The sequence below is a fragment of the Paenibacillus sp. J5C2022 genome (assembly GCF_025567625.1).
Classification (GTDB): domain Bacteria; phylum Bacillota; class Bacilli; order Paenibacillales; family Paenibacillaceae; genus Pristimantibacillus.
Genome location: NZ_JAOQJC010000001.1, coordinates 340,316 through 363,260 on the forward strand (window position 1 = coordinate 340,316; position 22,945 = coordinate 363,260).

The window sequence follows — 22,945 nt, forward strand, 5'->3', positions numbered from 1 at the left end:
TGCCTGCGCGCTGCCTCCCTCCAAGTTGCATTGGCGGAGCGCAGGCAGGCAGCTTACCTTGACAGCCAGATATCCTTGAAGTCAATCCAGCCTAATTCATTCAAGACAATTCCTCTGAAGCTGGGATGATACCTGGTGTTCATCGTCTGATGCGTCAGGAATAGGACTTGCGATTGCTCGATGACTCTCCGTTCAATGCGCTTCAGCCAGTCAATGCGATCCTCCTTGTAACGAGTTCCAAGCGCTTGGTCAGTCTGATCGCGTGTCCATCTTATCAGTTCCTGCGTCATATTCCGGCTTAGGAAGCTGCCCTGCTCGTACAGCTCTACAAGATCGACTTCATCATCGGAGCACACGATACTGTAAAGGATGCCGTCCGCTTGTTGAAGGTTGCATTGATCTGGCGGAGTGTGGACAGATTGCCAATGGATCTGCACATCAACACCGTACCCCGCAAGCTCTTTCGATATCCAGTTCACTTCCGCTTCATGCGCTGTATACGTATATAATTGTACCGCTTCTCCCTTATAATTCGCTTCTTGCAATAAGCGCCGGGCATACTGACGATCAGGCGACGAAGGGTACACGACTTCATCATTCGTCGGATAGAATCCAATAGCGGGATACATCCGCTCATCCTTCAATTCCCGGATCATCTTGTTCCGGTCAATAAGTATGTCGACAGCCTGCCTGAACTTTAGAGATTGCTGAGGACCTTCCTGGTTCACATTCCATACGATCAGACTGCACCCAATGCTGGGCGACTCTTCACTCTTCCAGGCTTGCGTATGAACGCTGTCGTCCTGTTCGCCGTCGCTGAGCAATTGGACCCAACGAATGCCGAAGGAAGCGGTATCCTCGGGCATCATGACGATAATCGCTTCGTCGATATGAGCCCTTCCCTGGAAGTATTGCGGGTTCGCATGCAGCTTGAAGTAATCCTCCGTCCATTCTACGAAGCGGAACGGTCCTGTGCCAACGGGATGTCTCCAGAAGCTCTCGTCTTCCTTGACCAGCTCCTCGGGAACAATCGAGTAGGCGAACGAGCATAGAAACCGGGGAAATATCCAATTCGGTTTCGCTAATGTAAAGCGGACGGATCGTTGACCAATGCTTTCGACGTTCATAATGGAGCGCGCGCACCACCCGCAGCTGTTCAGCCTCTTCATGGAGAAGACGACGTCGTCCGCCGTCAATTCTCTGCCGTGATGGAACATAATGCCCCTCCGTAAATAAAACGTCCAAGTCTGCCCTTTATCGTCATGCTCCCACGCATGCGCCAGGGAGGGCATCACTTCTCTCCGCTTCTGATCGAAGGTAACCAGACTATCGAACATTTGGCGTACCATATGCGCGCTGAACGAATAGAGCACCTCTTTGGGATCTAGCGTAATGAGGCTCCTATATACAGGAAGGCGCAGCGAATCCCACTCCCCTTCATCCTCTTGCTCCCTATGATAGCCGAATTGGCTGTTCATCCAATGAATAAAATCCGGGCGGACCGCTGTTCCCGCTCCATATTGCCGAATATGCTGAAAAGCCCGCTTATATTCGCCTTGCAAGGCGAAATGCTGGGCGAGCCTCATCAAGACACTCTCTCTTGTCGCGAGGAAGGAAAGTTGTGAACGATTGCCTCGGCCAAGCCCCGCACGCCAGGCAATCAGATTCTCTTGCACCAGCTTGCGCAGTATAATCTTGACATTGCGCGGCGTGCAATGAAGCGCTGTCGAGAGCTGCTGCACAGATACTTCTACGTCTTTCTCAACACCATGCTTGCAGGCAAGAATGGAATAGAGATGAAGATAGCGTTCTTCAGTCAGCATCGTTTATTTGTCCTCCTTCGTATACCTCATAATTGGGGGATTTAAAAGGGGAAAACAATTATATCCAATTATACTCTTTTTATCCCCTTTTTGTCCCCTCATAATGGAATGAACGAAAGCAACAAAGGAGGACGATCGAATATGCTGGATTTCTATGTAGCGGATCAGCTGAAGCAGGCGCGTATGGATGAGATAAAGCAATACCATAAGCATGCTATGCCGAACGAAAAACAGACCCCAAACCGGCGAGGCCTGCTCTTCATATACTGTTACGCGCTTTTCTTCTTCATGAGATAACGAATCATGTAATAACCTGCTGCCAATCCGACAAATGCCGCAGTCGCTGCTGCTGCCGACCATCCCCAGTGCCCGCTTGCCGAATAACCAATTGTGACGGATTTATCCAATTGATCGACCGATTCATAGCTCTCGATGATAGCTGGCACATAGTTGGCTGTAAGGAGCATGCCTTGTGCAACCTGCCATGTCAGGTAGAGGATGAGAACGAGGGCAGCGAACACCACAGCTTCGATAAAAAAACGTTTATTCCATGTCATCTGACAGCCTCCTCACCACTATCCTAACGGCTAATGGTAAAAAATACAATGATTCGCAAGCTTAAATCCCACTATCCGGATGGATGCTTGTCCTGCTTTCCCTCGCTCTCAGCCAACTGCCGCTCATCCATGCAATTGCCGCCATGCCAACCGTCATATAAGCGCAAAGCCGATACATGCCTTCGTAGGAAACGGCGTCGACAACAGGGCCCATAAGAAATCCGCCGGATGCGACCCCCATATCGGCCGAGCCGATGAAGACGCCAATCAGTACGTTGCGCTTATCCTTAGGCAGTACAATGGACAGATAAGCCATTAAGTACGGATATATGACAGCTTGGACAACTCCCAACAGGAGGGCCGCCGGATAGATGAGCAGCCCGGCCATTGGCCCAAAGGATAATAATAACGCGGTCAATGAAACGCCCAGACACAGCAGTGCCATGAACGCTGGCCGCCAACTGCCGTCTGAGGGGATGCGCTTGCTGAGCATAACTCGCGTTGCGACAAGCGCTGTACCGTGCAGAGACAGATACAATCCGGCATTGCCGTAAGTCAGGGTCTTAGCATATAACGGCATGAACGTGACGACGGCACCGAATACAATGGAAGCCACCAGCATGCACAGACTGCAGACGACCAGATGGCGGTTCCCCACCGATCGGAGCCAATGGGACTGCTTCATCGTATGTACCTGCCGTTCCTCAGACTCGCCATCCACATCATGCGATTCCGATTGGTCTCTGATGGACACCCCCATGCCGAACAATGCAGTCATGACGGCAATTCCGATCATCAATAGTGTGAAAGCGTTGCTGCCACCCCATTCCCATATGCCTACTGCCGCGAGCGGACCGGCGATGGTCGGAATATAGGTGAACAGCGAGTACATCGAGATGCCTCTTGAACGCTCCTCTTCAGGAAGTGTATCTATAATGGCCAGCTGCAGCGTCATGGAGAAGAACGCCGTGCATATGCCTTGCAGAATTCTGGCGACTACATAATACTCCATGCTTGCGATGGTGTACCATATGAGCGCCAGTCCGTTCAAGAGCAAGATCAGCCGCAGCAGCCTGGAAGCTCCGTATCGTTGGATAAGCGCGCCTGCCCATGGGCGGAACAGCATGCAGGTGAGCATATAGGTTCCCATAATCCAACCTATTGTTGTATGACTGGAGCCTTGCTCATGTCCCTGCAGCGGAACGATGACATTCAGTATCGCATTGGCGCTGAAGAACAACAGCGCCAGCGCATAGAGCCGAAGCAGCGGTTTGGAGACGGCCCCGGCTCTCCCCACTCCAATTATCTTGCTCATGTCAGCATCCTTCCAGATGATCTACCGCCAACAATCGCTTCGCTTAATCGTGACGGCTGTGATGATCACCTTTCCATTCTTTTCGATATATATCGTAATACCTACGAATTATAATCGTTAATGTTACGATTAGCAAGAAGTTTTTACTGAAATTTCTACTGGACCATCCCTAATCCGATAGCGGCGCCGAACCCCATCCCGACTCCGTTCAGCCCAAGCGCCAAGAGCAGGTCCGGGATTGTGATGAATCCGGGCTGAAGGAGAAGATATGTGGTTCCTCCTGCCATAGTCGCCAGCCCGGCAAGCATAAGCGGCTTCGATCCCAGACGGTCGGACCATCTCCCTGCAAGCGGACTGGAGACAGCCAGTAACAACGAGTAAGCCAGCATCATCCAGCCGATCGACGCAGCGGTCAAGTTGCCTTGCTTATAGAGATGTACTGGAAGCGCGACAAGCAGGCTGTTGGCGATGATGAAGCTCATGGCGCTGACAGCAAGTCCCATCCAGACTGAGCGGATGCGGAACAGCGCTATCGGCACGATGGGACTGGAGTGCCGACGCTCCCAATACAGAAAGAACGGTAGAACAATAACGCCAACGACAAGCAATAGCAGATTCATTCTCGTGCCGAAGCCAGCGCCCCCTTCCAGATTCCGGGATAAGCAATAAATGAACGAACCCACCATCCAGGCCAGCATCGCAGCGCCTGGCCAATCGAATACACTGTGCTTCACAGGCTTTCTCACATCTTCTTTAATATGCCTGATCGCCAGCCAGGAAGCATAGGCGGCCAACGGGACAGGGATCAGGAATAACCATTGCCAGCTAAGCCATTCCGCAATCATACCGCCGATCCCCGGTCCAGCCATTGCGCCGATGGCGACACATGTCGTCATCAAGCCGAGCGCCTTGCCCTTCTCTCCTGCCGGATAATAGGCGGCAATTATCGCGATATTGGTTGCCTGGAACATCGATGCGCCGATCGCTTGCATGATGCGCGCAAGCATCAATAGCAGAAAGCTGGGGGACAAGGCCAATCCCACTGAACTTACAGTAAAAAGAAATGTAGCCAATATGGTGTATCGTTGCGTGGCCGAATCGGTCTCCCAACTTGCCCATAACCGGAAGCAGAACGGCAATGGCGAGCAGGTAACCCATCGTCAGCCACTGCATAAGCGCCATATCCGTATGGAACGCTTGAATCAAGTAAGGTAAAGATACATTGACCACACCAGCTGTAAAGTGGGACAGAAAAGCACCGATTCCAATCGCCGCAATGACGAGAGATTTATTCGGAACAGGTCGACGGTAGCCAATATCCGCTATTGCCGACTCGCTATGCGGCTTCGTATTTATATGCAAAGCTATCACCTTCCCATATGTCGAATGAATAAGTTGTTCATTAGTTTAGTTTCTAAACCTTATCACAAAAATAAGGACCGCTGCACCTTAGAAGGGAACGGCACAATATTCCACTACGTATGTTTCTTCATCATTTCCGTCAGCATGGCAATACTCTTCTCGAAAATGGCGATCTCTTCTTCCTGCAATTGCTCCCGAAGCTTGGCATAAAACTGGATATGCATCGCTTCATGAATGCGGAATGCCTCCTCTCCTAGCGGCGTAAGCGCGAGGATCGTGCCTCTCGCATCCTGCGGATGCGGCTTGCGATTCACAATTCCTTTGTTCTCCAACCGGACGATCAGTTGGGTGACAGCTCCCTTCGTAACACCCAGACGAGCAGCCACTTCACTCATGAGCATGTCTCCTCCCAGCCCGATGGCGTCAATCATATGCATTTCGCTCGGTGTCAACCTACCTGCCTCGCCGAATACATTCGGTTCGCGTTCCAGCCGCTTCAACTGCATAATGAATCGGCCCAGTTGGTGGCTTCCTTTCACAATGGAAGGGGAATAATGCTGATGTTGTTGTTCTCTCATGCATATAGTTTAGTTGCTAAACATAAATCTGTCAATAAAGCCGATGCCCAAGCATAACGCTTGAGGCATCGGCTTCATCGTTCTGCGATTATTCGTCGTTCGGGAAGATGCGCATAATCATGTCATTGAACTCTTGCACGAATCCCGAGACCGGTCTGCCTTCGCGAACATCCTTCATATACGTATTCATGCGATCCATCAGCTCAGGATTGGTGGATACATAGACATGATGAATATTGGCGTCCGTCGCTCTTACTTTATCCGCAATCTGCTTCTCCATATCCTTCGACAGATCCTTCCCGGTATCCGTCAAGGCTGCCACGTAAGCATTGTTGCGTGTCACGAATACATTTGCGCTTTTTACACCCTTAATGGTAGTGATGCTGTCTGCCGCTTTCTCCGCTATATCGACGCGTTCGTTCATCGTGTTATTTTTTCCCGTGTATCTCTGATTCATGTAATCGCGATTGCCGTCGTATCCGCGCATTTCCCTATCGTACCCACGCATTCCCTTATTAATAGCATTGTTGCGATAATTTTTGGCCTCCATCCCGTTATCGGTGACGCCGTTGTTATTTTTCGTTTTCATGGTGCAAGCCGGTGCAACGATAAGCAGGCACGCGACAAGGCACAGCAGCAAGATTGAGCTTCTTTTCAATTCAACACACCCCTTTGCATTTTTTCTTAGTATGCCGATTGTTTTGTTTTATATCCGCATAATTGTGCACACTACAGTCGTAACCTTGGATGCGGAGGTGTGTGGTCAAGCGCTTATGATGCGATATGATCAGCTATGGGATGTTGTTATTGTAGGCGGAGGACCCGCAGGACTTAGTGCGGCCCTTATTCTGGGCAGATCCCGCAGAACGGTCGCCCTGATCGATGAGGGGAAGCCGCGCAACAGTGTCACGAAACAAGCCCATGGGTACCTGACGAGAGACGGGATTGCGCCTGCCGAGTTCAGGCATGCGGCGCATGAGGAATTGGCGCGATACGATTCGGTATGGAGAGTAGAAGATATTGTAACGAAGGTCGTCAAGGAGCAGAACAGCTTTGTGGCCGGCACCTGTGGCGGAAGCAATCTGTATAGCCGGAATATCATAATTGCGGCAGGAGTGAAGGATAGCTTGCCGCCATGGCAAGGAATGGCGCAAGTGTACGGCAAGTCCGTATTTCTGTGTCCTTATTGCGATGGATGGGAACTGCGCGACGAGCCGTTAGCCGTATTCGGGAATGGGAACAACATTTATGCTTTTACCCGGAAAATTTACGGTTGGAGCAAAGAGTTGATTGTATTCACTGACGGGCCCGCCAAACTGAATGAGAAGCAAAAGCTGGCACTGCAAATTCGTCAAATCGGCTTGGAGGAAGGCGAGATTGATCAGTTGCAGCATTCGGCAGACGGTCAACTGACTCATGTCGTTATGCGTGACGGCCGCAGTGTCGCCCGGACTGGCGGATTTCTGCTGGACTCGAATGAGCGGCAGGCGACGAACATGCCGGAAAGCTTAGGCATCGGACGTACGGCAGCGGGTCATTATGAGACGGATCACCATGGACAAACCGAAGTGAGGGGCCTTTACATTATCGGAGACGCAAGGACAATATTTTCCGGCCTGATCGGTGCGGCGAACGACGGATACATCGTCGGGGAGATCATTAACAACGACTTGCTGGAGCAGGAATGGAAAAAAAGCGGGTTGCACTAAGCTATGTAACCCGCAGAACGATTTTGCCGATATTCCGATTGCCTTCCATATAAGCATGCGCCTCATCCGCTTGTTCCCAGTTCCAGACGGAATCGATCACAGGCTTAAGCCGTCCATCTGTGAATCGAGGCAATGCGTACGATGTGAAGTCAGCCGTCAGAGCAGCTTTCCGATCCAATGACAATGGGCGCAGCGTCGTGCCAATCACTTGCAGGCGGCGCATAAGCAGCGGGCCCAGATCGACTTGCGGCAGCTTGCTCCCTCCCATCATGCCGATGAGAATCAACCTGCCGTCATTCGCGAGCGATGCGATATTCTGATCCCAATAAGGTGCGCCGATGAAATCCAGCACGAGGTGAACGCCAGCCCCGTCAGTGAGCTCCCGAATTCGCGGCCCGAACGGTCCATCCTTATAATTGATCGCATGCATGGCTCCCAATGCTCTGCAAGCCTGGAGCTTGTTATGCGAACCGGCGGTGACGATCGGGTGCGCACCGGCATCGCACGACAACTGAATGGCCGCCGTTCCGACTCCGCTTGCCCCTGCATGAATAAGCACATACTGGCCTGCCTGCAATCCGCCCAGCTGGAACATATTCAAGTAGGCCGTCAGGAACACTTCCGGTATGGCTGCCGCTTGCTCATACGTCATAGACTCCGGTATGGGCATCGTCATTGCGGCGGGAATACGAACCCGCTCCGCATATCCGCCGCCGGGCAATAGGGCCATGACCCGATCGCCGCACTTCCATCTACCGGCGCCTTCGATCACCTCACCGGCAGCTTCCAGCCCTAGAATGCCGGAAGCACCTGCAGGAGGCGGGTAATTCCCGCGCTTCTGCAGCAAATCCGCCCGGTTAACCGAAGTTGCTTTAACCGCAATCAGCAGCTCGCCGTCTTCGACCGACGGCTCCGCCGCTTCACCTACGCATAACACGTCTTGATCGTGCAAGATTGCTTTCATCGTCGTCACCTCTCCTATCGGATCTTGTCCCATCCGGCCGAATAAGCGCAGCTTGCCATCAGGGTGAGCATAATAAAGACCTTCATCTGCCGCAGCGATGCGATAAATGAAGGTCCCAATGGGCATTTAATCGCCCAAATCAACGTTATGGTACACTTGCTGCACATCCTCCAAATCTTCCAGAGCGTCAATCAGCTTCTCGAATTGCACCTGTGCGTCCTCAGGCAGCGCTACTTCGTTTTGCGGCAGCATAGTGAGCTCGGCAACGGAGAATTCCTCAATCCCGGACGCCTTGAACGCTTCCTGCACGTTATGGAATTGATCCGGCTCCGCGTATACGATGACAACATCATCCTCCTCGACAATGTCGCGTACGTCGGCATCCGCCTCCAGCATCATCTCCATCACTTCATCCAGCGACTTGCCTGTCACGCCGAACACAGCCGTCGCATCGAACATATAGGATACGGAGCCCGTCACGCCCATGCTTCCGCCATTCTTGTTGAATGCAGAGCGAACGGCCGGCGCCGTACGGTTGACGTTGTTCGTTAGTGCGTCCACAATGACCATGGAACCGTTCGGGCCGAAGCCTTCGTATCGCTGCTCGACATAAGTCTCGTCTCCGGAGCCCTTCGCTTTATCCAGCGCACGGTCGATAATCGCCTTCGGCACGTTGTAAGTTTTGGCGCGCTCCAGGACGACCTTCAACGCGCGGTTGGATTCCGGGTCCGGCTCGCCCTTCTTGGCGGCTACATAAATTTCCACGCCGAACTTGGCATAGACGCGGCTCGTGTTCGCGTCTTTCGAAGCCTTCTTTTCCTTAATATTATTCCACTTGCGTCCCATGCTGACTCCCACTTCCTTCTATCAAATCATATCCACTATCATACACGAAATAAAAACGTTCTTGCAATGCGTTCGCATGAAATACATCGCTAATCCAACGGCATGCGCAATCTGATCATGTCTCTGCATCGAATGCCATTCTCTATGATCTCTTCCTCGTAATGGCGGACGAAGAAGTCATGATCGATGCGATGGAGACGGAAGCCGCACTTCTGATAGAACAGCAATTGATAGGTGCTGGAATTGCCTGTCCCGATCTCCAGCACCGAAGCTTTCAGGCGCGCAGCTTCCCGGATCGCATGAAGCAGCAGCCGCTTGCCAATCCCCCTGCCTTGATAGGATTCGCTGACCGCGATGTTCATAATCTCCATCACTCCGGGCTCACTCTCCATCAGCAGGTATTCCCCGATCAGCTCGTCCCCAATATAAGCAAGGTAACAATACCCTCTCTTCAGATAGGAATCCACAAGCGCTTTCGACGGGTCGGCCAGCAATAACAGCTCGTAAGGAGGCTCTTCTCCCACAGCCAGTCGCTCCACTCGCAAGTTGTCGGCATTCTCCATATCCATTGCCTCCTTCATCATCGTTGAAGCCCCCAGTCCATTGTATAATTTCCCCATTATAGCATACATAGCGAAGCCTCCGACACCCTGTGCAAGCGGCGCCGGAGGCTATTTCCTGCTTTATACAACGAGATACTGTCTGATGCTCCCTTCATCAAGCTCGTGGATGGAACCTTCCGCCACAATTGTCCCTTTATCCATCACATAGTAATAATCCGAGACGCTCTTGACGAATTCAATGCTTTGCTCGACAAGCAATATGGCCACCTTGCCGCTAGCTCTGATCGAGCGGATGACATCTTGAATATCGCTGACGATCGACGGCTGTATGCCTTCGGTCGGCTCATCCAGCAGCAGCAGCTCCGGTCGCGAAGCCAATGCGCGCGCGAATGCAAGCTGTTGCTGCTGGCCGCCGCTCAGATCGCCGCCGCGCCGATCATACATCGAAGGAAGCACCGGGAACTTCTGCAGCGCCTCCGGCGGCACTTCTTTCTCTCCCGTTCGGCCGGCTTCCAGACCAAGCAGCAAGTTCTCCCGCACGCTGAGCGTTCCGAATATTTCTCTTCCTTGAGGCACGAGCCCGATGCCGGCCTTCGCCCTTCTGGAAGGCGGCGTCTTCGTCAGGTCGCTATCCTTGTAGCATATTGAGCCTTGCCGCGCCTTCAGCGTTCCCATTATCGTCTTCATAAGCGTCGTCTTGCCGACGCCGTTGCGCCCCATCAGACTGACGACCTGACCGGGCTTCACCTCCAGGGATACGCCGTTAAGAATCATACTCTCTCCATAGCCCGATTGAATGTTCTGCACGGACAGCATTGTCAACCCGCCTTCTTCCCGAGATACACTTCCGCAACCAATTGATCCGCTTGCACTTCCTTCATTGTGCCTTCCTTCAGCAGCTTGCCTTCGTGCATAACCGTCACCTTCGAAGCGTAGTGGCGTACGAATTCCATATCATGCTCCACGACGACGACGGCTTTGTCCCTGGCGATCTCTATAAGCAGTTCTCCAGTCTTGACCGTCTCCATATCCGTCATGCCGGCTACCGGCTCATCCAGAAGCAGAACCCGCGGCTCCTGCATGAGCATCATCCCGATCTCCAGCCACTGCTTCTGACCGTGCGAGAGACTGCCGGATAGCTTGCTTGCATAGTCGATTAACCCAATCAACTCCAGCTGCCGTTCGATTCGCTCTCTGTCCGTCCTCGTCATACGGGAACGAAGCGTTGACCATACGTTTCTGTTCTGACTCATAGCCAACTCCAGATTCTCGAATGCTGTCAATCCCGGGAAGATGGAAGGCGCCTGGAATTTCCTGCCGATGCCAAGCTCGGCGATCTGATATTCCTTCTTGTCTGTGAGATCGATGCCGCCCTCCAAGCGCAGTGTGCCAGAAGCCGGCTTTACTTTTCCGCAGATGACATCCAGCATCGTCGTCTTGCCCGCGCCGTTCGGTCCGATCAGGAAGCGCAGCTCTCCTTGCTCCAGATGAAGATTCATACCGTTCACCGCTTTGAAGCCGTCAAACGACACGGTTACGTTTTCGCAGGAAAGAAAGCCGTTGCTCTCTCTTATCATCGCTCCATCGCCTCCTCGATAGTAGTGCGGTCTGAACACTCGCAGCCAGACCGGTTAACCCCTTCGGCAAAAATACGACGGTCACGACAAACAATCCGCCCAAAAAGAACAGCCACCCTTCCGGATAAGCTTCGCTAAGGCCGCTCTTCGCGGCATTGACGGCAATTGCGCCGATGATGGCGCCAATCAGCGTGCCCCGTCCGCCTAGCGCAACCCAGAGAACCATCTCGATGGAGGGCACAATTCCCATCGTCGTGGGCGAGATGATGCCGACGTGCAACACGAACAGCATGCCTGCCAGGCCCGCCAGACCTGCCGATACGCAAAAGACGAACAATTGATACCTCGCCGGATCGTACCCGATAAAGCGCGCTCGGTTCTCTCCGTCACGGATTGCCTTCAAGATGCGTCCCGTCCGGCTGTTCACCAGATAACGGCACAACAGGAAGGCGAGCACAAGGAACACAACCGTCACGAAGTACAAAATCAACTTCGTCGCTTCATCCTTAAGCGGCATCCCAAGCAGTGTCTGAAAGCCGGTAATGCCGTTCGTCCCCCCCGTATACTGTTGCTGCCCAACGAACAAGGTAACCGCTATCATCACTAGCGCTTGCGTCAATATCGTAAAGTAGACGCCGCGAATCCGGTTCCGGAACGTCAAGTAGCCTAGCAGGAGGGCCAGCAGGACGGGCAGCGCTATACCGGCGGGAATGGCGAAGAATGCATAGTTGAAAGGTTCCCAGAACCAGGGTATCCCCTCAAGACCGCTCCAGCTCATAAAGTCCGGCATAGCGCCGCCTGACGCCTCCAGCTTCAAATACATGGCCATGCAATAGGCGCCTAGTCCGAAAAATACGCCATGACCCAGACTGAGAATACCGGTATAGCCCCATATAAGATCCAACCCCAGTGCTACGATGGCGAAGGCCAAAAACTTGGACAGCAAATTGAGCCGAAAATCGCTCAAGTACATCGGTGCGCAAAGCAATAACAGAACAGCAGCTATAAGCAGCAGCGTGTACACCCATCTTTTCTCTTGCCAAACTTTGTGCAGCAGCACATTCTCACCTCTCTTCTTAGTCCAGCGATCTCGTTCGCATCATGACGAGCCCCTTCGGCTTCCATTGCAAGAAGGCGATAATGGCTACAAATACAAGCACCTTGCCGATTGATGCATTCGTCCAGAACTCGAACAGCGTATTCGTCATGCCGATTCCGAACGCGCCGGCAACGGATCCAATCAGCTTCCCAACACCGCCCAGCACGACGACCATGAACGCATCCACGATGTAATAAGTGCCGATTGACGGGCCGATGGAGCCAAGAAGAGTAATGGCGCAGCCTGCGATGCCCGCAATACCGGAGCCGATGGCGAACGTTGCGGCGTCCACTCGTCTGGTGGAGATGCCCAGACAAGCCGCCATCTCCCTGTTCTGCATAACGGCCCGCATCCTTCTTCCGGAGTGGCTTCTATACATATAGAGGTAGACTGCGAGCAGTACGACGGCAACTAGCCCGATAATGAACAGCCGCTTGTATGGAAGCACGACGCCGCTCATCACTGTCACGCCTCCGCTTAGCCAATCCGGGCTTATCACCGCGACATTGGGAGCGCCGAAGATAGTGCGTGCCAGTTGCTGCAACATGAGGCCGACGCCCCATGTTGCAAGCAGACTGTCCAGCGGTCTTCCGTACAAATACCTGATCAGGCTGATCTCCATCACGTATCCGAGAAGGAACGCGGTCAGGAAGGCAGCCGGGATGGCAAGCAGATAATAGTAGCTGAACAACTCTTCCGGCAGACTTGCCGAGAAAAACAGCTGCGTCACATAAGCTGCGTAAGCTCCGATCATGATGAATTCCCCGTGAGCCATATTGATGACGTTCATCTGCCCGAATGTGATTGCAAGGCCAAGCGCAATAAGCAGCAGAATGGAGCTAACGCTCACTCCGTTGAAGAGCTGCAGCAGCATGACTTCCATCGCATTCCCTCCTCCGTTATTTTGTCAGACTTTCCGCCCAGGCATAGCCCTCCAAGTATGGATCTGGCTTAACGGGGCTGTCGGATTTCCACAACTCCTTGAACATGCCGTCCGGCTGTACTTCGCCGATCCGAACCGTTTTGTAAATGTGCTGATTGTCCCCGTCAATCGTCACAAGTCCGCCCGGCGCATTGAACTGGAGTCCCTTGGCGGCTTCCTTCACGGCGTCCACATCCGTCGTACCGGCCTTCTCGACGGCTGCAGCCCACAAGTAGACGGCGATATACCCCGCTTCTATCGGATCGGAAGTGACACGATCGGCCGAAGTGAACGATTTGTAGGCTTCTACGAACTTCGAATTCTCCGGCGTGTCGGTTGTCTGGTAATAGTTCCATGCTGCGAGATGCCCGGCGAGCACGTCAGGGCCTATACCCCGTATCTCCTCTTCCGCTACGCTCACCGACATCGTCGTTAAGTCTTGCGCGGTAATGCCGGCATCCTTTAATTGCTTGAAGAACGCGACATTGCTGTCCCCGTTGAGGGTGTTGAATACGACATCCGGCTTTGCCGCTTTTATTTTGCTGATGATAGTGCTGAAGTCGGTATGTCCAAGCGGGGTGTATTCTTCGCTGACCGTTTCACCGCCTGTTGCCTCAAGCTGTGCTTTAATGATTTTGTTGGCGGTGCGAGGAAATACGTAGTCAGAACCTAGAAGGAAGAATTTGCTGTGGCCGGTATCCAGCAAATACTCGACTGCCGGGACGATCTGCTGGTTCGTAGTTGCGCCGGTATAGAAGATATTGGGAGAAGATTCCACCCCTTCGTATTGCACGGGGTACCATAACAAGCCGTTCAACTCTTCGAACACAGGCAGCATCGCTTTGCGGCTTGCCGATGTCCACCCGCCGAATACTGTCGCGACGCCATCCTGCTGGATCAGCTTTCGCGCTTTCTCAGCGAATGTCGGCCAATCCGATGCACCGTCTTCGACGACCGGCACCAATGTCTTGCCAAGCACGCCACCGGCTGCGTTTATTTCTTCGATGGCCAGCAGCTCGGCATCCTTCACCGACACTTCACTGATCGCCATCGTTCCGCTCAGAGAGTGCAGAATGCCAACTTCAATCGTCTTGCCTTCATTAGCAGCGCTGGCGGGTTCGTTCACCGCCTCTTCCCCGTTGTTTGAACCTGCTCCCTCGTTGCCGCAACCCGCCAATAACAGGATGAATGCCATTAATGCAAAGATGATGCCTCTGGATGTTTTTGTCATGTAACCACTCCTTTTCATATCATGTATTTTCACGAACGATTTACCATATTTTTCTCTTAACGTTCGTGAGCTCATTATAGATGGGCGCACAATAAGTGTCAACTTATATTACATTTAATTTTATGATTCAGTCGAATTTGTAGTTGGGACACGCATAAAACCTCGATATAAGTTAGATATAATGACATTTATGCTCGTTACATTGAAATAAGTCTATTCAATCGCATCTGAATTGTGTATTATGTTAGATATAGTAACACATTATGCGCGCGGGACGAGGTGATAGGTTTGCATTGGACTGAGCGAGAAAGAGAGAAGCTGCTCATCAGCTGTGCCGCCGATCTGGCGAGAAGAAGGCTGGCGCGCGGCGTGAAGCTCAACTATCCGGAAGCGATGGCCATTCTCGTGTCCGAGATGATGGAAGGCGCACGCGATGGTCGGACCGTGGCTGAATTGATGGCATACGGCAAGACCATATTGAAGCGGAGCAACTGCATGGAAGGTGTGCCGGCAATGATTCATGAAATTCAAGTGGAAGCCACCTTCCCTGATGGAACGAAGCTTGTCACGGTGCATGAGCCCATATGCAAGGCATAGCCGTTCCGATTCCAAGAGAGCCGTGAGAGGAGATGAAGCATGATACCGGGAGAATATCGTGTACAAGAAGGCGACATTGCGTTGAACGCTGGCCGTGAAGTGACACCCGTCCTCGTAACGAATCTGGGAGACCGTCCGATTCAAGTAGGTTCGCATTACCACTTCTATGAAGTGAATGCGGCATTGTCATTCCCTCGCATGCAAGCGCTGGGCAAGCGGCTGGGGATAGCGGCGGGCACCGCCGTCCGATTCGAGCCCGGCGAAGAGAAGCCGGTGAATCTGATCCCGTTCGGCGGCGCCAGAGAGATCTACGGCTTCAACGGATTAATGAACGGGCCGCAGTTGCCGGAAGTGAAGGATTGGCTCCTGCAGAAGCAGGCTCAGTTAGAGCATTGGTTGGGGGTGTCACGGGGATGATGAAGCTGCCGCGCAACGAGTATGCCGCACACTTCGGCCCAACGACCGGGGACGCTGTACGTCTGGCGGATACGGACTTATGGGCCGTCATCGAGCATGATTATACGGTATACGGAGACGAAGTGAAGTTCGGGGGCGGCAAAGTGATCCGGGACGGCATGGGACAGTCCTCAAGGGCAACAAGAGCCGATGGAGTACCGGATGTTGTCATCACGAACGCTATCATCATTGATCATACTGGCGTAGTGAAAGCCGATATCGGCTTGCGCGACGGCCGTATCGTCGGCATAGGCAAAGCGGGCAATCCGGACACGATGGACGGCGTCTCTCCCGAGCTAGTGCTAGGCGCATCCACGGAAGTGATCGCAGGCGAGGGACGAATCGTGACGGCCGGCGCCATTGACGCCCACATCCACTTCATCTGTCCGCAGCAGATAACGGCGGCTCTGGAATCCGGCACAACGACCATGATTGGCGGCGGCACCGGTCCCGCGACAGGAACCAACGCCACGACATGCACGCCGGGAGCCTGGAATATGGCGCGCATGCTGGAAGCGGCCGAAGCGTTCCCTATGAATGTAGGCTTCCTGGGCAAGGGCAACTGTGCGACGGAAGAGCCGCTGAAGGAGCAGATTGAAGCGGGCGCGATCGGATTGAAGCTGCATGAGGATTGGGGCACGACTCCGCAGACGATTGATACTTGTCTGACCGTTGCCGATCGATATGATGTGCAGGTCGCGATTCATACCGATACGTTGAATGAAGCGGGATTTCTGGAGGATACGCTGGCGGCGATCAAGGGGCGGACGATTCATACTTACCATACCGAGGGGGCCGGCGGCGGTCATGCGCCAGATATTATCCGGGCCGCCGCGGAGTCGAATATTCTCCCCTCCTCCACCAACCCGACGCGTCCCTTCACGGTGAATACGATCGAAGAGCATCTGGATATGCTGATGGTCTGTCACCATCTGGACAGCTCGATTCCGGAAGACGTCTCTTTCGCCGATTCCCGCATACGACCGGAGACGATTGCCGCCGAAGATATTCTGCACGACCTTGGCGTATTCAGCATCATCAGTTCCGATTCGCAAGCAATGGGCAGAGTCGGGGAAGTCATCATGCGGACGTGGCAGACGGCAGATAAGATGAAGACGCAGCGGGGACCTCTGCAGAAGGATTGCGATTCCGCCGGAGACAACTGGCGCATTAAGCGTTATGTGGCCAAATATACCATCAATCCGGCGATTGCACACGGGATCTCGCATATCGTCGGATCGGTCGAGATCGGCAAGTGGGCGGATCTGGTCATCTGGCAGCCCGCGTTCTTCGGAGTGAAGCCTGAGCTGGTGCTGAAAGGCGGATTCATCGCCTATGCCCAGATGGGCGACGCCAACGCCTCGATCCCCACCCCACAGCCGTCATATCCAAGACCGATGTTCGGCGCATACGGGAAAGCCGCAGCCTCCACTTCCATCACCTTTGTCTCGCAAGCGGCCTATCGGGGCAAGGTGCATGAGCGGCTGGAACTTAAGCGGCATGTGGAGCCTGTCAAGGGATGCAGGAGCATCGGCAAGAAGGATATGATTCACAACGACGTCATGCCGCATATTGAAGTCGACCCGGAGACGTACAAGGTGACGGTCGACGGCGAGCTAATGAGCTGCGAGCCTGCGGAAGTGTTGCCGATGGCTCAGCGGTACTTCATGTTTTGACGGCGGCAAGGAGGAGGATAGGCTTGAGCATGTCCCGTTCGTTTCTGTCCTATGTGCAGCTGCTGGACTCCGCCCTGCCCATTGGCGGCTTCTCCCATTCCTTCGGACTGGAAACGTATGTGCAGCAGGAGAAGATTGCGACGCTGAAGCAGTTGGAACATTATTCGACCGCACTGCTCCACAATACGCTCATTCCGCTGGATGGACGGTGTATACGCAGCGTATTCGAAGCTCTGGAGACGCAGCGGTTCGACCTTGTCGCCTATTACGATAACATCTTGCATGTGCAGCGTACGGCCAGAGAATCGCGCGAAGGCGCTCTGAAGATGGGGAAGCGGCTGCTTGCGCTTAGCCGCAAGCTGTACCCCGAGCTGCCATGGATGCAATGGGACACCATCGCCGGCAAGCATGGCGCTTACGGCACATTGCCGACCATCCATTGCTGGATAAGCTATGAGCTCGGCATGAATGTTGACGACACGGTGAAAGGTTATTTGTACACAAGCATGACCATGATGGTGAACAGCGCATTGCGCCTGATGTCAATCGGACAGAGCGATGGGCAGCGAATGATACGGCTGTTGATCGATCGGATCGAGGAAGCCTGGCAGGATGAGATGTCGAATCCTCCCCGCCCTCCATCCAACTATGCCATCGCGAACGATATTCGTGCCATGCAGCACGAAACGCTTTACTCCAGATTATTCATGTCCTAGGAGGAATGTACGATGTGTCAAGGATCAGATCATTCGCATGAACAATGGGCAGCGCCCGCAGTAGCCGGCAACCGCCCGATTCGCATCGGGATAGGCGGACCTGTGGGCTCTGGCAAGACGATGCTCGTCGAGAAGCTTGCGAAAGCCATGCGGGAGCATTACAGTCTGGCCGTCATCACGAACGATATCTACACAAAGGAAGATGCATTAATTCTGCTCCGTCAATCCGCGCTGCCCGAGGAACGAATTATTGGTGTGGAGACTGGAGGCTGTCCCCATACCGCAATTCGGGAAGATGCTTCTATGAATTTCGAAGCTGTGGAAGAGCTGGAGCGCCGCTTCCCCGATCTGGATATGATCCTGATCGAGAGCGGCGGAGACAATCTGGCCGCGGCCTTCAGTCCAGAGCTGGTTGACCGCTTCATCTATATTATCGATGTGGCGCAAGGAGAGAAGCTGCCGCGGAAAGGCGGACCGGGCATTATGCGGTCCGATCTGCTCATCATTAACAAGATCGATCTGGCTACCTATGTGGGCGCCAGTCTGGAAGTGATGCGAAGGGATACGGAATATATGCGCGGAGCACGTCCGTTCGTCATGACCAATCTGATGGCCGGCGATGGCCTTCCCACGATCGTTCACTGGATCGAGCATCAGCTATTGCATCAAGGTGAGCATGAGCATGGACATCGCATATCCCGACACCTTCCCCTCTAAGCGAGCTGTCCTCCGCGCATTATGCAGCTCGCAGGTTGGGAAGACGGAACTGACAGCCTGTTATGCGACAGCGCCGTTGAAGGTTGCCAAGCCATTCCGGGAAGCTGCGACGAGCGGACTGATTCTGTACGTGATGGACGTCTCGCCCGGTCTGCTGGAAGGCGATCATTATGACATTGCGGTGACGCTTGAGAGGGATGCTCGGCTTGTTCTGACTAATCAGTCGTTCACGAAGGTCCACCCTTCCGGCCAACTGACTTCTATCATAGAGCAGAGATTCACAATTGGTCCCGACGCAGTATTGGAATTTATGCCCGAACCGGCTATCCCCTATGCTAATAGTCGGTTCGAGAGCGTCACGAGCTTTCACCTTGCCAAGGGTGCTGTTCTCATGTTCGGAGATATTTGGACGCCGGGAAGAACTCGACGCGGGGAACGCTTCGCCTTTCACTCCGTCTCCAATCGGTTGGAAATCTATCGGGGCGAATCGTTAATAGGCTGGGATCACTTTCGGTTGGAGCCAGGACGGGATGTGGGCGGCAGCCTGGGAGCGATGGAGCATTATACGCATCAAGCGAGCTTCTGGCTGTTCCACGAAGGAGCGGGGCTGGAGGCGATGCTGGATCGAATACGCCTGTTGCTGCCGGCTGGAGACGAGCTGCTTGCAGGAGCGAGCTTGCATGCGCATGGAGGGTTGGTCGTCCGAATGCTCGGCATGAACGTCTGGCAGCTGCAGCTGCTGCTGAATCGCATCTGGGCAGAATGCCGCAGCAGCTTGTGGGGACTTCCCCCCTGCTCGCTGAGGAAGTGATAGGTACGCGAATAAGCAGAAGAGATCTGCAAACAAAAAGGCGGAATCGCCGTTCCGCTTTTTTTCGCCGCTTGGAAGCCGCGCTAGACATCCCCTGCTTACTCCTATACATACTTGCAGTCACTCAACTGAATGCTACAACTTGCTCCAGCAACGGCGACTGAAGATAGGCTTCATGTATGCCGAACCGCTTTATTTCCTCCTTCGCAACTCGCTTATACAGCAGCTTAGCCTGGCATTTTGTTGCGAACACTTCCGGTGTTACCCGGACCTCCTCACAGCTGAGCCATGAAGCCATTAGCACGCCATCTGTCCTGCCGGTGAAGTAATCCGCATGCTTGAAGCCGTCACGGAACCAAGGATGCTCTTCCTCTTTGGCTGCTCCGGCATGGTTAAGACATACATATAACGATAGATCATCACAGAGCTGAAGAATTTTAAAATGCGCCATAAGCGCTTCCTCATTCCAGCTGCCCAATTGCTCTCTTAACCGTTTCTGTCTATCGTCCTCCCGGGCGCAAAAAGCGACGCAATCCTCCTGATCCGATTGGCGAAGCAGCTCAAATGTCGAGAAATGCATGCTGCACAGCAAGCCGCCATAAAGATTCTTCTCTTCGATCTCGTCTATCCCCAATCCGTAAAATTGCAGCTTGGGAGCGAGCGGATAATCTTCAAAGGTGAAGGGACGGCTTGCTGCATCATGCCAGATTGGCGTCTCATCCAGCTTGATCCAACCGCGGTCGTGCTCGTAGATGGCTTTAATGACCGTGTCTCTCAGCTTCTCATCAATGAAATAGGAAGGGTTTATAGAAGTGGCGATTTCTCCGGACAGTTGACCGTGATCATGCTGTGCGATCATAATGAAATGCTGCGGTTCTTCCCGTATAATCATGCAAATCCCTCCTCATGTGATGTGTATATCCTATTCCCTACTTCGTCAATAGCAGACGCAATTCCTGTTCCTTTCAGCTGACTTTATCTTCGCCTTCCTCATCAGGCTGCTCTGTTAATCAGACAACTTGACTTCATTGCGCTTCGCCCATTCCTCGACGGCTTTCATAGCATCCTCTGCCTCATCCCGCACGATGACAAAGTTGTTCCAGCCCCAATATCTGCTACTCTTCAGCATAATGACCCTGCGCTTCTTCACAATACGGATGGCCGTCATATGGGATGATGCAAATTCCCGATGTCTGGAGATGATACGCGACTCTTCCACGATCAGCTCATGCTTCTTCATAGCCAGTCTAATGGCGAATCCGATGTAAATGAACGACAATAGCACCATGATTATAGAATCTACCCACGTTAACTGCCGATCCCCGCTGGTCATTGCTATAGTGGATACGGTGGAAAAGCAAATTAGCGGAGCGACTGCGGCGTTTCCAATCTCGGGACGTTGATAACGAAATTTCATTTTCGTCACTCCCTGCCTAAGGCAGCCTTTCTACACTGATGCCATCGGGACCGAAGCTGACGACGAATTGATGCTGCTGTCCCGAGGAGCCGTAGTAGGCTTCTGTCTTAATGGTATATTCACCATACCTGTCCAGCAATATCTCTTCATTCACAATCTTCTTCACATACAGCGCAATATCTTGATCCAGCAGCCGCTTTTCCTGTAGCTGCTCGCTATGCTCGTTACCATAGAGATGTATTTCATAATCAAGCGTGACGGCGCCATACATTTCCGTATTCCGCTGCACGTTATTCATTAACAGCAATGTAGCGGACTCTGCTCCCGGACTGACTTCCGACACTTTCAGTACAGAATATAGATCCACTGGGAACGGATAAGGCGGAGAAGGTTCATTTTTATTGCCGCTTCCAACTCTTGAACATGAACTCAAGAGGAACCCAATGGCCGCCATGAACAACAGAGACGATACCAACTTCCGCACAAGTGCCCCTCCCTCTCCTCGCTTATCGTACAATTATCGTTCGTGACAATCCCGATAATGGGAGGTGTCTCCCTGCAGCACAATTTCATGTCCATCCTTCCCGATCACAACCTTGCTCAAGCAAGCGGGATGGATGTAGGGCTCTTGCCATAGCCGTTCCATCGGCCGATTCTCGAAGTAGGCGAGCAGCAGCTTCACGACGACCGTATGCGTCACGATCAGAACAGAATTTCCAGCATGCTCCTGCATAATAATGTGTAACTGGCTCAGCGCCCTCTCCCGTACCTGCCGGAACGATTCCGCACCTTCGACGGAGAATCGTTCCGGATCTCGGAAAAACCTGTCCATATTCGAAGGATCGTCTCGCTCGATCTCTTGCTTCCGTCTTCCTTCCCATATGCCCAGATGAATCTCCTTCAAATTATCCGATTCAACTATGCCGATATCCCGATTGCGACGAATAAGCTCTGCAGTATGCCGGGTACGCTTACTCGAGCTGGAGAAAATGATATCGATCGGGTCGTTCACCAGTGTTTCTCCAAGCCGGATGGCCTGATTCCTGCCAAGCTCCGTAAGCGGTGAATCATGATGGCCTTGGAATCGCTCCTCAACGTTCCATTCCGTCTGTCCGTGTCGGACGATATATAGCAGCGTCTTCTGCTCCATATGGCATATTCCCCTCTCTGCGCTGTCGGATGATTATATGTTGGCCAACCTGCCTGCTAACGTCGTAACCGCTTGGCCGGACATTAGAATCCGGTCGTTCTCGATGCGCAGCGTGAGCAATCCTTCGCGCCTCGACAGCTGAACCGCCGTAAAGCTGCTCTTCCCGAGCTTCTTCTGCCAGTATGGCGCGAGGCAGCAATGGGCAGAGCCGGTGACGGGATCTTCGTTGACACCGATGACGGGATAGAAGCATCGGGATACGAAGTCGACATCCGGCATTTTCGCTTTGCAAGTAACAATGATGCCTCTCGCTTTCACCGTCGACCATTCCTGGAAGTTGGGCTTAAGCGCTCTGAGTACGCTCTCATCCTCCACTTCGATGAGATAGTCCATCCGGTTCCGGCCGATGTAATGAAATCTCTCCCCCAATCCGACGATGAGCTGTGGCGGCGGAACGCATTCCTGCTCCAGCTCCAACGGAAAATTCAATTGAATCCAATGCCCTTGCCTGGTTGCGTGAAGCACTCCGCTCTTCGTATGGAACGCAATTGTCTGATCATCAACCCCGCTGCGCTCCCATAGCAGATGGGCGGCGGCCAGCGTAGCATGACCGCATAGCTCCACTTCCGCGACGGGCGTGAACCATCTTAATGTATAGCCGTCTCCACAGTCCCGCCGAATGACGAACGCCGTCTCCGACAGGTTCATTTCGCCAGCCACCTGCTGCATCCATTGTTCGGACTTCTCCTGCTCCAGCATGCATACGGCAGCCGGGTTGCCCCGGAAGGGCTCGTTCGTGAAAGCGTCCACAATATAAATGTTCATCTTCTTCTCTCCTCGACGCCTCATTAGTTGACAT

26 protein-coding genes and 1 pseudogene are annotated in these 22,945 nt (G+C 53.2%); 7 read left to right on the plus strand and 20 right to left on the minus strand.

What is annotated here, in order from left to right; translation table 11 throughout:
* Positions 1-53 precede the first annotated feature (53 nt).
* From M6D81_RS01590 to M6D81_RS01620, 7 genes and pseudogenes are all read right to left on the minus strand, one after another.
* On the minus strand, positions 54-1,823 hold the full coding sequence (locus tag M6D81_RS01590) for an ABC transporter substrate-binding protein (protein WP_262675025.1): 1,770 nt from the start codon (positions 1,821-1,823) through the stop codon (positions 54-56).
* Between the two features lie 269 nt (positions 1,824-2,092).
* A complete protein-coding gene (locus M6D81_RS01595) occupies positions 2,093-2,380 on the minus strand; it encodes a hypothetical protein (protein WP_262675026.1) in 288 nt (95 codons plus the stop codon).
* Positions 2,381-2,441: 61 nt separating this feature from the next.
* On the minus strand, positions 2,442-3,695 hold the full coding sequence (gene cntE, locus M6D81_RS01600) for a staphylopine family metallophore export MFS transporter CntE (RefSeq protein ID WP_262675027.1): 1,254 nt from the start codon (positions 3,693-3,695) through the stop codon (positions 2,442-2,444).
* Positions 3,696-3,850: 155 nt separating this feature from the next.
* Positions 3,851-4,702, minus strand: a complete 852-nt coding sequence (locus M6D81_RS01605) for an MFS transporter (protein WP_410795676.1) — start codon at positions 4,700-4,702, stop codon at positions 3,851-3,853.
* A 67-nt stretch (positions 4,703-4,769) separates the two neighbouring features.
* A pseudogene (locus tag M6D81_RS01610) lies at positions 4,770-5,066 on the minus strand (MFS transporter); the annotation flags it as partial.
* 104 nt (positions 5,067-5,170) lie between these two features.
* Positions 5,171-5,635 (minus strand): MarR family winged helix-turn-helix transcriptional regulator, encoded by a 465-nt coding sequence (locus tag M6D81_RS01615; RefSeq protein WP_262675029.1) that lies wholly within the window; start codon positions 5,633-5,635, stop codon positions 5,171-5,173.
* Positions 5,636-5,723: 88 nt separating this feature from the next.
* A complete protein-coding gene (locus tag M6D81_RS01620; protein ID WP_262675030.1) occupies positions 5,724-6,293 on the minus strand; it encodes a YhcN/YlaJ family sporulation lipoprotein in 570 nt (189 codons plus the stop codon).
* Between the two features lie 115 nt (positions 6,294-6,408).
* On the opposite strand from M6D81_RS01620, the gene M6D81_RS01625 reads away from it, so the two are divergent.
* Positions 6,409-7,344, plus strand: a complete 936-nt coding sequence (locus tag M6D81_RS01625; protein WP_262675031.1) for an NAD(P)/FAD-dependent oxidoreductase — start codon at positions 6,409-6,411, stop codon at positions 7,342-7,344.
* 1 nt (position 7,345) lies between these two features.
* Here the strand turns inward: M6D81_RS01625 and M6D81_RS01630 are convergent, their stop codons facing one another.
* The 8 genes from M6D81_RS01630 to urtA all read right to left on the minus strand — a co-directional run bounded on the left by M6D81_RS01630 (position 7,346) and on the right by urtA (position 14,546).
* Entirely contained in the window at positions 7,346-8,434 is a 1,089-nt protein-coding gene (locus tag M6D81_RS01630; RefSeq protein ID WP_262675032.1) for an NAD(P)H-quinone oxidoreductase, read from the minus strand.
* On the minus strand, positions 8,435-9,154 hold the full coding sequence (locus tag M6D81_RS01635) for a YebC/PmpR family DNA-binding transcriptional regulator (RefSeq protein ID WP_262675033.1): 720 nt from the start codon (positions 9,152-9,154) through the stop codon (positions 8,435-8,437).
* 89 nt (positions 9,155-9,243) lie between these two features.
* On the minus strand, positions 9,244-9,717 hold the full coding sequence (locus tag M6D81_RS01640) for a GNAT family N-acetyltransferase (RefSeq protein ID WP_262675091.1): 474 nt from the start codon (positions 9,715-9,717) through the stop codon (positions 9,244-9,246).
* 120 nt (positions 9,718-9,837) lie between these two features.
* Positions 9,838-10,533, minus strand: a complete 696-nt coding sequence (gene urtE, locus M6D81_RS01645; protein ID WP_262675034.1) for an urea ABC transporter ATP-binding subunit UrtE — start codon at positions 10,531-10,533, stop codon at positions 9,838-9,840.
* 2 nt (positions 10,534-10,535) lie between these two features.
* On the minus strand, positions 10,536-11,294 hold the full coding sequence (gene urtD / locus M6D81_RS01650; RefSeq protein WP_262675035.1) for an urea ABC transporter ATP-binding protein UrtD: 759 nt from the start codon (positions 11,292-11,294) through the stop codon (positions 10,536-10,538).
* A complete protein-coding gene (gene urtC / locus M6D81_RS01655; protein ID WP_410795677.1) occupies positions 11,239-12,354 on the minus strand; it encodes an urea ABC transporter permease subunit UrtC in 1,116 nt (371 codons plus the stop codon). Before urtC ends, urtD begins: the two co-directional genes overlap by 56 nt.
* A gap of 16 nt (positions 12,355-12,370) precedes the next feature.
* Positions 12,371-13,276 carry an urea ABC transporter permease subunit UrtB gene (urtB, locus tag M6D81_RS01660; RefSeq protein WP_262675036.1) on the minus strand — a complete coding sequence of 302 codons (906 nt, stop codon included), beginning with the start codon at positions 13,274-13,276 and terminating at the stop codon, positions 12,371-12,373.
* 16 nt (positions 13,277-13,292) lie between these two features.
* A complete protein-coding gene (gene urtA, locus M6D81_RS01665) occupies positions 13,293-14,546 on the minus strand; it encodes an urea ABC transporter substrate-binding protein (protein WP_262675037.1) in 1,254 nt (417 codons plus the stop codon).
* A gap of 288 nt (positions 14,547-14,834) precedes the next feature.
* On the opposite strand from urtA, the gene M6D81_RS01670 reads away from it, so the two are divergent.
* From M6D81_RS01670 to M6D81_RS01695, 6 genes are read left to right on the plus strand one after another with little or no spacing between them, the layout of a single operon-like run.
* Entirely contained in the window at positions 14,835-15,143 is a 309-nt protein-coding gene (locus M6D81_RS01670; protein ID WP_262675038.1) for an urease subunit gamma, read from the plus strand.
* A gap of 39 nt (positions 15,144-15,182) precedes the next feature.
* Positions 15,183-15,560, plus strand: a complete 378-nt coding sequence (locus M6D81_RS01675) for an urease subunit beta (protein ID WP_262675039.1) — start codon at positions 15,183-15,185, stop codon at positions 15,558-15,560.
* On the plus strand, positions 15,557-17,275 hold the full coding sequence (ureC, locus tag M6D81_RS01680) for an urease subunit alpha (RefSeq protein ID WP_262675040.1): 1,719 nt from the start codon (positions 15,557-15,559) through the stop codon (positions 17,273-17,275). Before M6D81_RS01675 ends, ureC begins: the two co-directional genes overlap by 4 nt.
* Positions 17,276-17,304: 29 nt before the next feature.
* Entirely contained in the window at positions 17,305-17,991 is a 687-nt protein-coding gene (locus M6D81_RS01685; protein WP_262675041.1) for an urease accessory protein UreF, read from the plus strand.
* A gap of 12 nt (positions 17,992-18,003) precedes the next feature.
* On the plus strand, positions 18,004-18,708 hold the full coding sequence (ureG, locus tag M6D81_RS01690) for an urease accessory protein UreG (protein WP_262675043.1): 705 nt from the start codon (positions 18,004-18,006) through the stop codon (positions 18,706-18,708).
* Positions 18,674-19,519 (plus strand): urease accessory protein UreD, encoded by an 846-nt coding sequence (locus M6D81_RS01695; protein ID WP_262675044.1) that lies wholly within the window; start codon positions 18,674-18,676, stop codon positions 19,517-19,519. The genes ureG and M6D81_RS01695 overlap by 35 nt, the downstream gene beginning before the upstream one ends.
* 124 nt (positions 19,520-19,643) lie before the next feature.
* Here M6D81_RS01695 and M6D81_RS01700 read toward each other — a convergent pair whose 3' ends face one another.
* The 5 genes from M6D81_RS01700 to M6D81_RS01720 form a co-directional block, all read right to left on the minus strand.
* Complete coding sequence (locus tag M6D81_RS01700; RefSeq protein WP_262675045.1) at positions 19,644-20,411, minus strand: DUF3891 family protein; 768 nt, start codon at positions 20,409-20,411, stop codon at positions 19,644-19,646.
* A 114-nt stretch (positions 20,412-20,525) separates the two neighbouring features.
* Positions 20,526-20,936: a hypothetical protein gene (locus M6D81_RS01705; RefSeq protein WP_262675047.1), complete on the minus strand. Its 411-nt coding sequence runs from the start codon at positions 20,934-20,936 to the stop codon at positions 20,526-20,528.
* 16 nt (positions 20,937-20,952) lie between these two features.
* Positions 20,953-21,420, minus strand: a complete 468-nt coding sequence (locus M6D81_RS01710) for a hypothetical protein (RefSeq protein ID WP_262675048.1) — start codon at positions 21,418-21,420, stop codon at positions 20,953-20,955.
* A 33-nt stretch (positions 21,421-21,453) separates the two neighbouring features.
* Positions 21,454-22,086, minus strand: a complete 633-nt coding sequence (locus M6D81_RS01715) for a histidine phosphatase family protein (protein ID WP_262675049.1) — start codon at positions 22,084-22,086, stop codon at positions 21,454-21,456.
* 33 nt (positions 22,087-22,119) lie between these two features.
* Complete coding sequence (locus M6D81_RS01720; RefSeq protein WP_262675050.1) at positions 22,120-22,911, minus strand: PhzF family phenazine biosynthesis protein; 792 nt, start codon at positions 22,909-22,911, stop codon at positions 22,120-22,122.
* Between the last annotated feature and the right edge of the window lie 34 nt (positions 22,912-22,945).

Excerpts from the sequence above, each read along its gene's own strand:
- M6D81_RS01590 (WP_262675025.1), bottom strand. The coding sequence starts at position 1,823 with ATGCTGACTGAAGAACGCTATCTTCATCTCTATTCCATTCTTGCCTGC.
- M6D81_RS01595 (WP_262675026.1), bottom strand. The coding sequence starts at position 2,380 with ATGACATGGAATAAACGTTTTTTTATCGAAGCTGTGGTGTTCGCTGCC.
- cntE (WP_262675027.1), bottom strand. The coding sequence starts at position 3,695 with ATGAGCAAGATAATTGGAGTGGGGAGAGCCGGGGCCGTCTCCAAACCG.
- M6D81_RS01605 (WP_410795676.1), bottom strand. The coding sequence starts at position 4,702 with ATGCTTGCGCGCATCATGCAAGCGATCGGCGCATCGATGTTCCAGGCA.
- M6D81_RS01615 (WP_262675029.1), bottom strand. The coding sequence starts at position 5,635 with ATGAGAGAACAACAACATCAGCATTATTCCCCTTCCATTGTGAAAGGA.
- M6D81_RS01625 (WP_262675031.1), top strand. The coding sequence starts at position 6,409 with ATGATGCGATATGATCAGCTATGGGATGTTGTTATTGTAGGCGGAGGA.
- M6D81_RS01630 (WP_262675032.1), bottom strand. The coding sequence starts at position 8,434 with ATGCCCATTGGGACCTTCATTTATCGCATCGCTGCGGCAGATGAAGGT.
- M6D81_RS01635 (WP_262675033.1), bottom strand. The coding sequence starts at position 9,154 with ATGGGACGCAAGTGGAATAATATTAAGGAAAAGAAGGCTTCGAAAGAC.
- M6D81_RS01640 (WP_262675091.1), bottom strand. The coding sequence starts at position 9,717 with ATGGAGAATGCCGACAACTTGCGAGTGGAGCGACTGGCTGTGGGAGAA.
- urtE (WP_262675034.1), bottom strand. The coding sequence starts at position 10,533 with ATGCTGTCCGTGCAGAACATTCAATCGGGCTATGGAGAGAGTATGATT.
- urtD (WP_262675035.1), bottom strand. The coding sequence starts at position 11,294 with ATGATAAGAGAGAGCAACGGCTTTCTTTCCTGCGAAAACGTAACCGTG.
- urtB (WP_262675036.1), bottom strand. The coding sequence starts at position 13,276 with ATGGAAGTCATGCTGCTGCAGCTCTTCAACGGAGTGAGCGTTAGCTCC.
- urtA (WP_262675037.1), bottom strand. The coding sequence starts at position 14,546 with ATGACAAAAACATCCAGAGGCATCATCTTTGCATTAATGGCATTCATC.
- M6D81_RS01675 (WP_262675039.1), top strand. The coding sequence starts at position 15,183 with ATGATACCGGGAGAATATCGTGTACAAGAAGGCGACATTGCGTTGAAC.
- ureC (WP_262675040.1), top strand. The coding sequence starts at position 15,557 with ATGATGAAGCTGCCGCGCAACGAGTATGCCGCACACTTCGGCCCAACG.
- M6D81_RS01685 (WP_262675041.1), top strand. The coding sequence starts at position 17,305 with ATGTCCCGTTCGTTTCTGTCCTATGTGCAGCTGCTGGACTCCGCCCTG.
- ureG (WP_262675043.1), top strand. The coding sequence starts at position 18,004 with ATGTGTCAAGGATCAGATCATTCGCATGAACAATGGGCAGCGCCCGCA.
- M6D81_RS01695 (WP_262675044.1), top strand. The coding sequence starts at position 18,674 with ATGGACATCGCATATCCCGACACCTTCCCCTCTAAGCGAGCTGTCCTC.
- M6D81_RS01700 (WP_262675045.1), bottom strand. The coding sequence starts at position 20,411 with ATGATTATACGGGAAGAACCGCAGCATTTCATTATGATCGCACAGCAT.
- M6D81_RS01705 (WP_262675047.1), bottom strand. The coding sequence starts at position 20,936 with ATGAAATTTCGTTATCAACGTCCCGAGATTGGAAACGCCGCAGTCGCT.
- M6D81_RS01715 (WP_262675049.1), bottom strand. The coding sequence starts at position 22,086 with ATGGAGCAGAAGACGCTGCTATATATCGTCCGACACGGACAGACGGAA.
- M6D81_RS01720 (WP_262675050.1), bottom strand. The coding sequence starts at position 22,911 with ATGAACATTTATATTGTGGACGCTTTCACGAACGAGCCCTTCCGGGGC.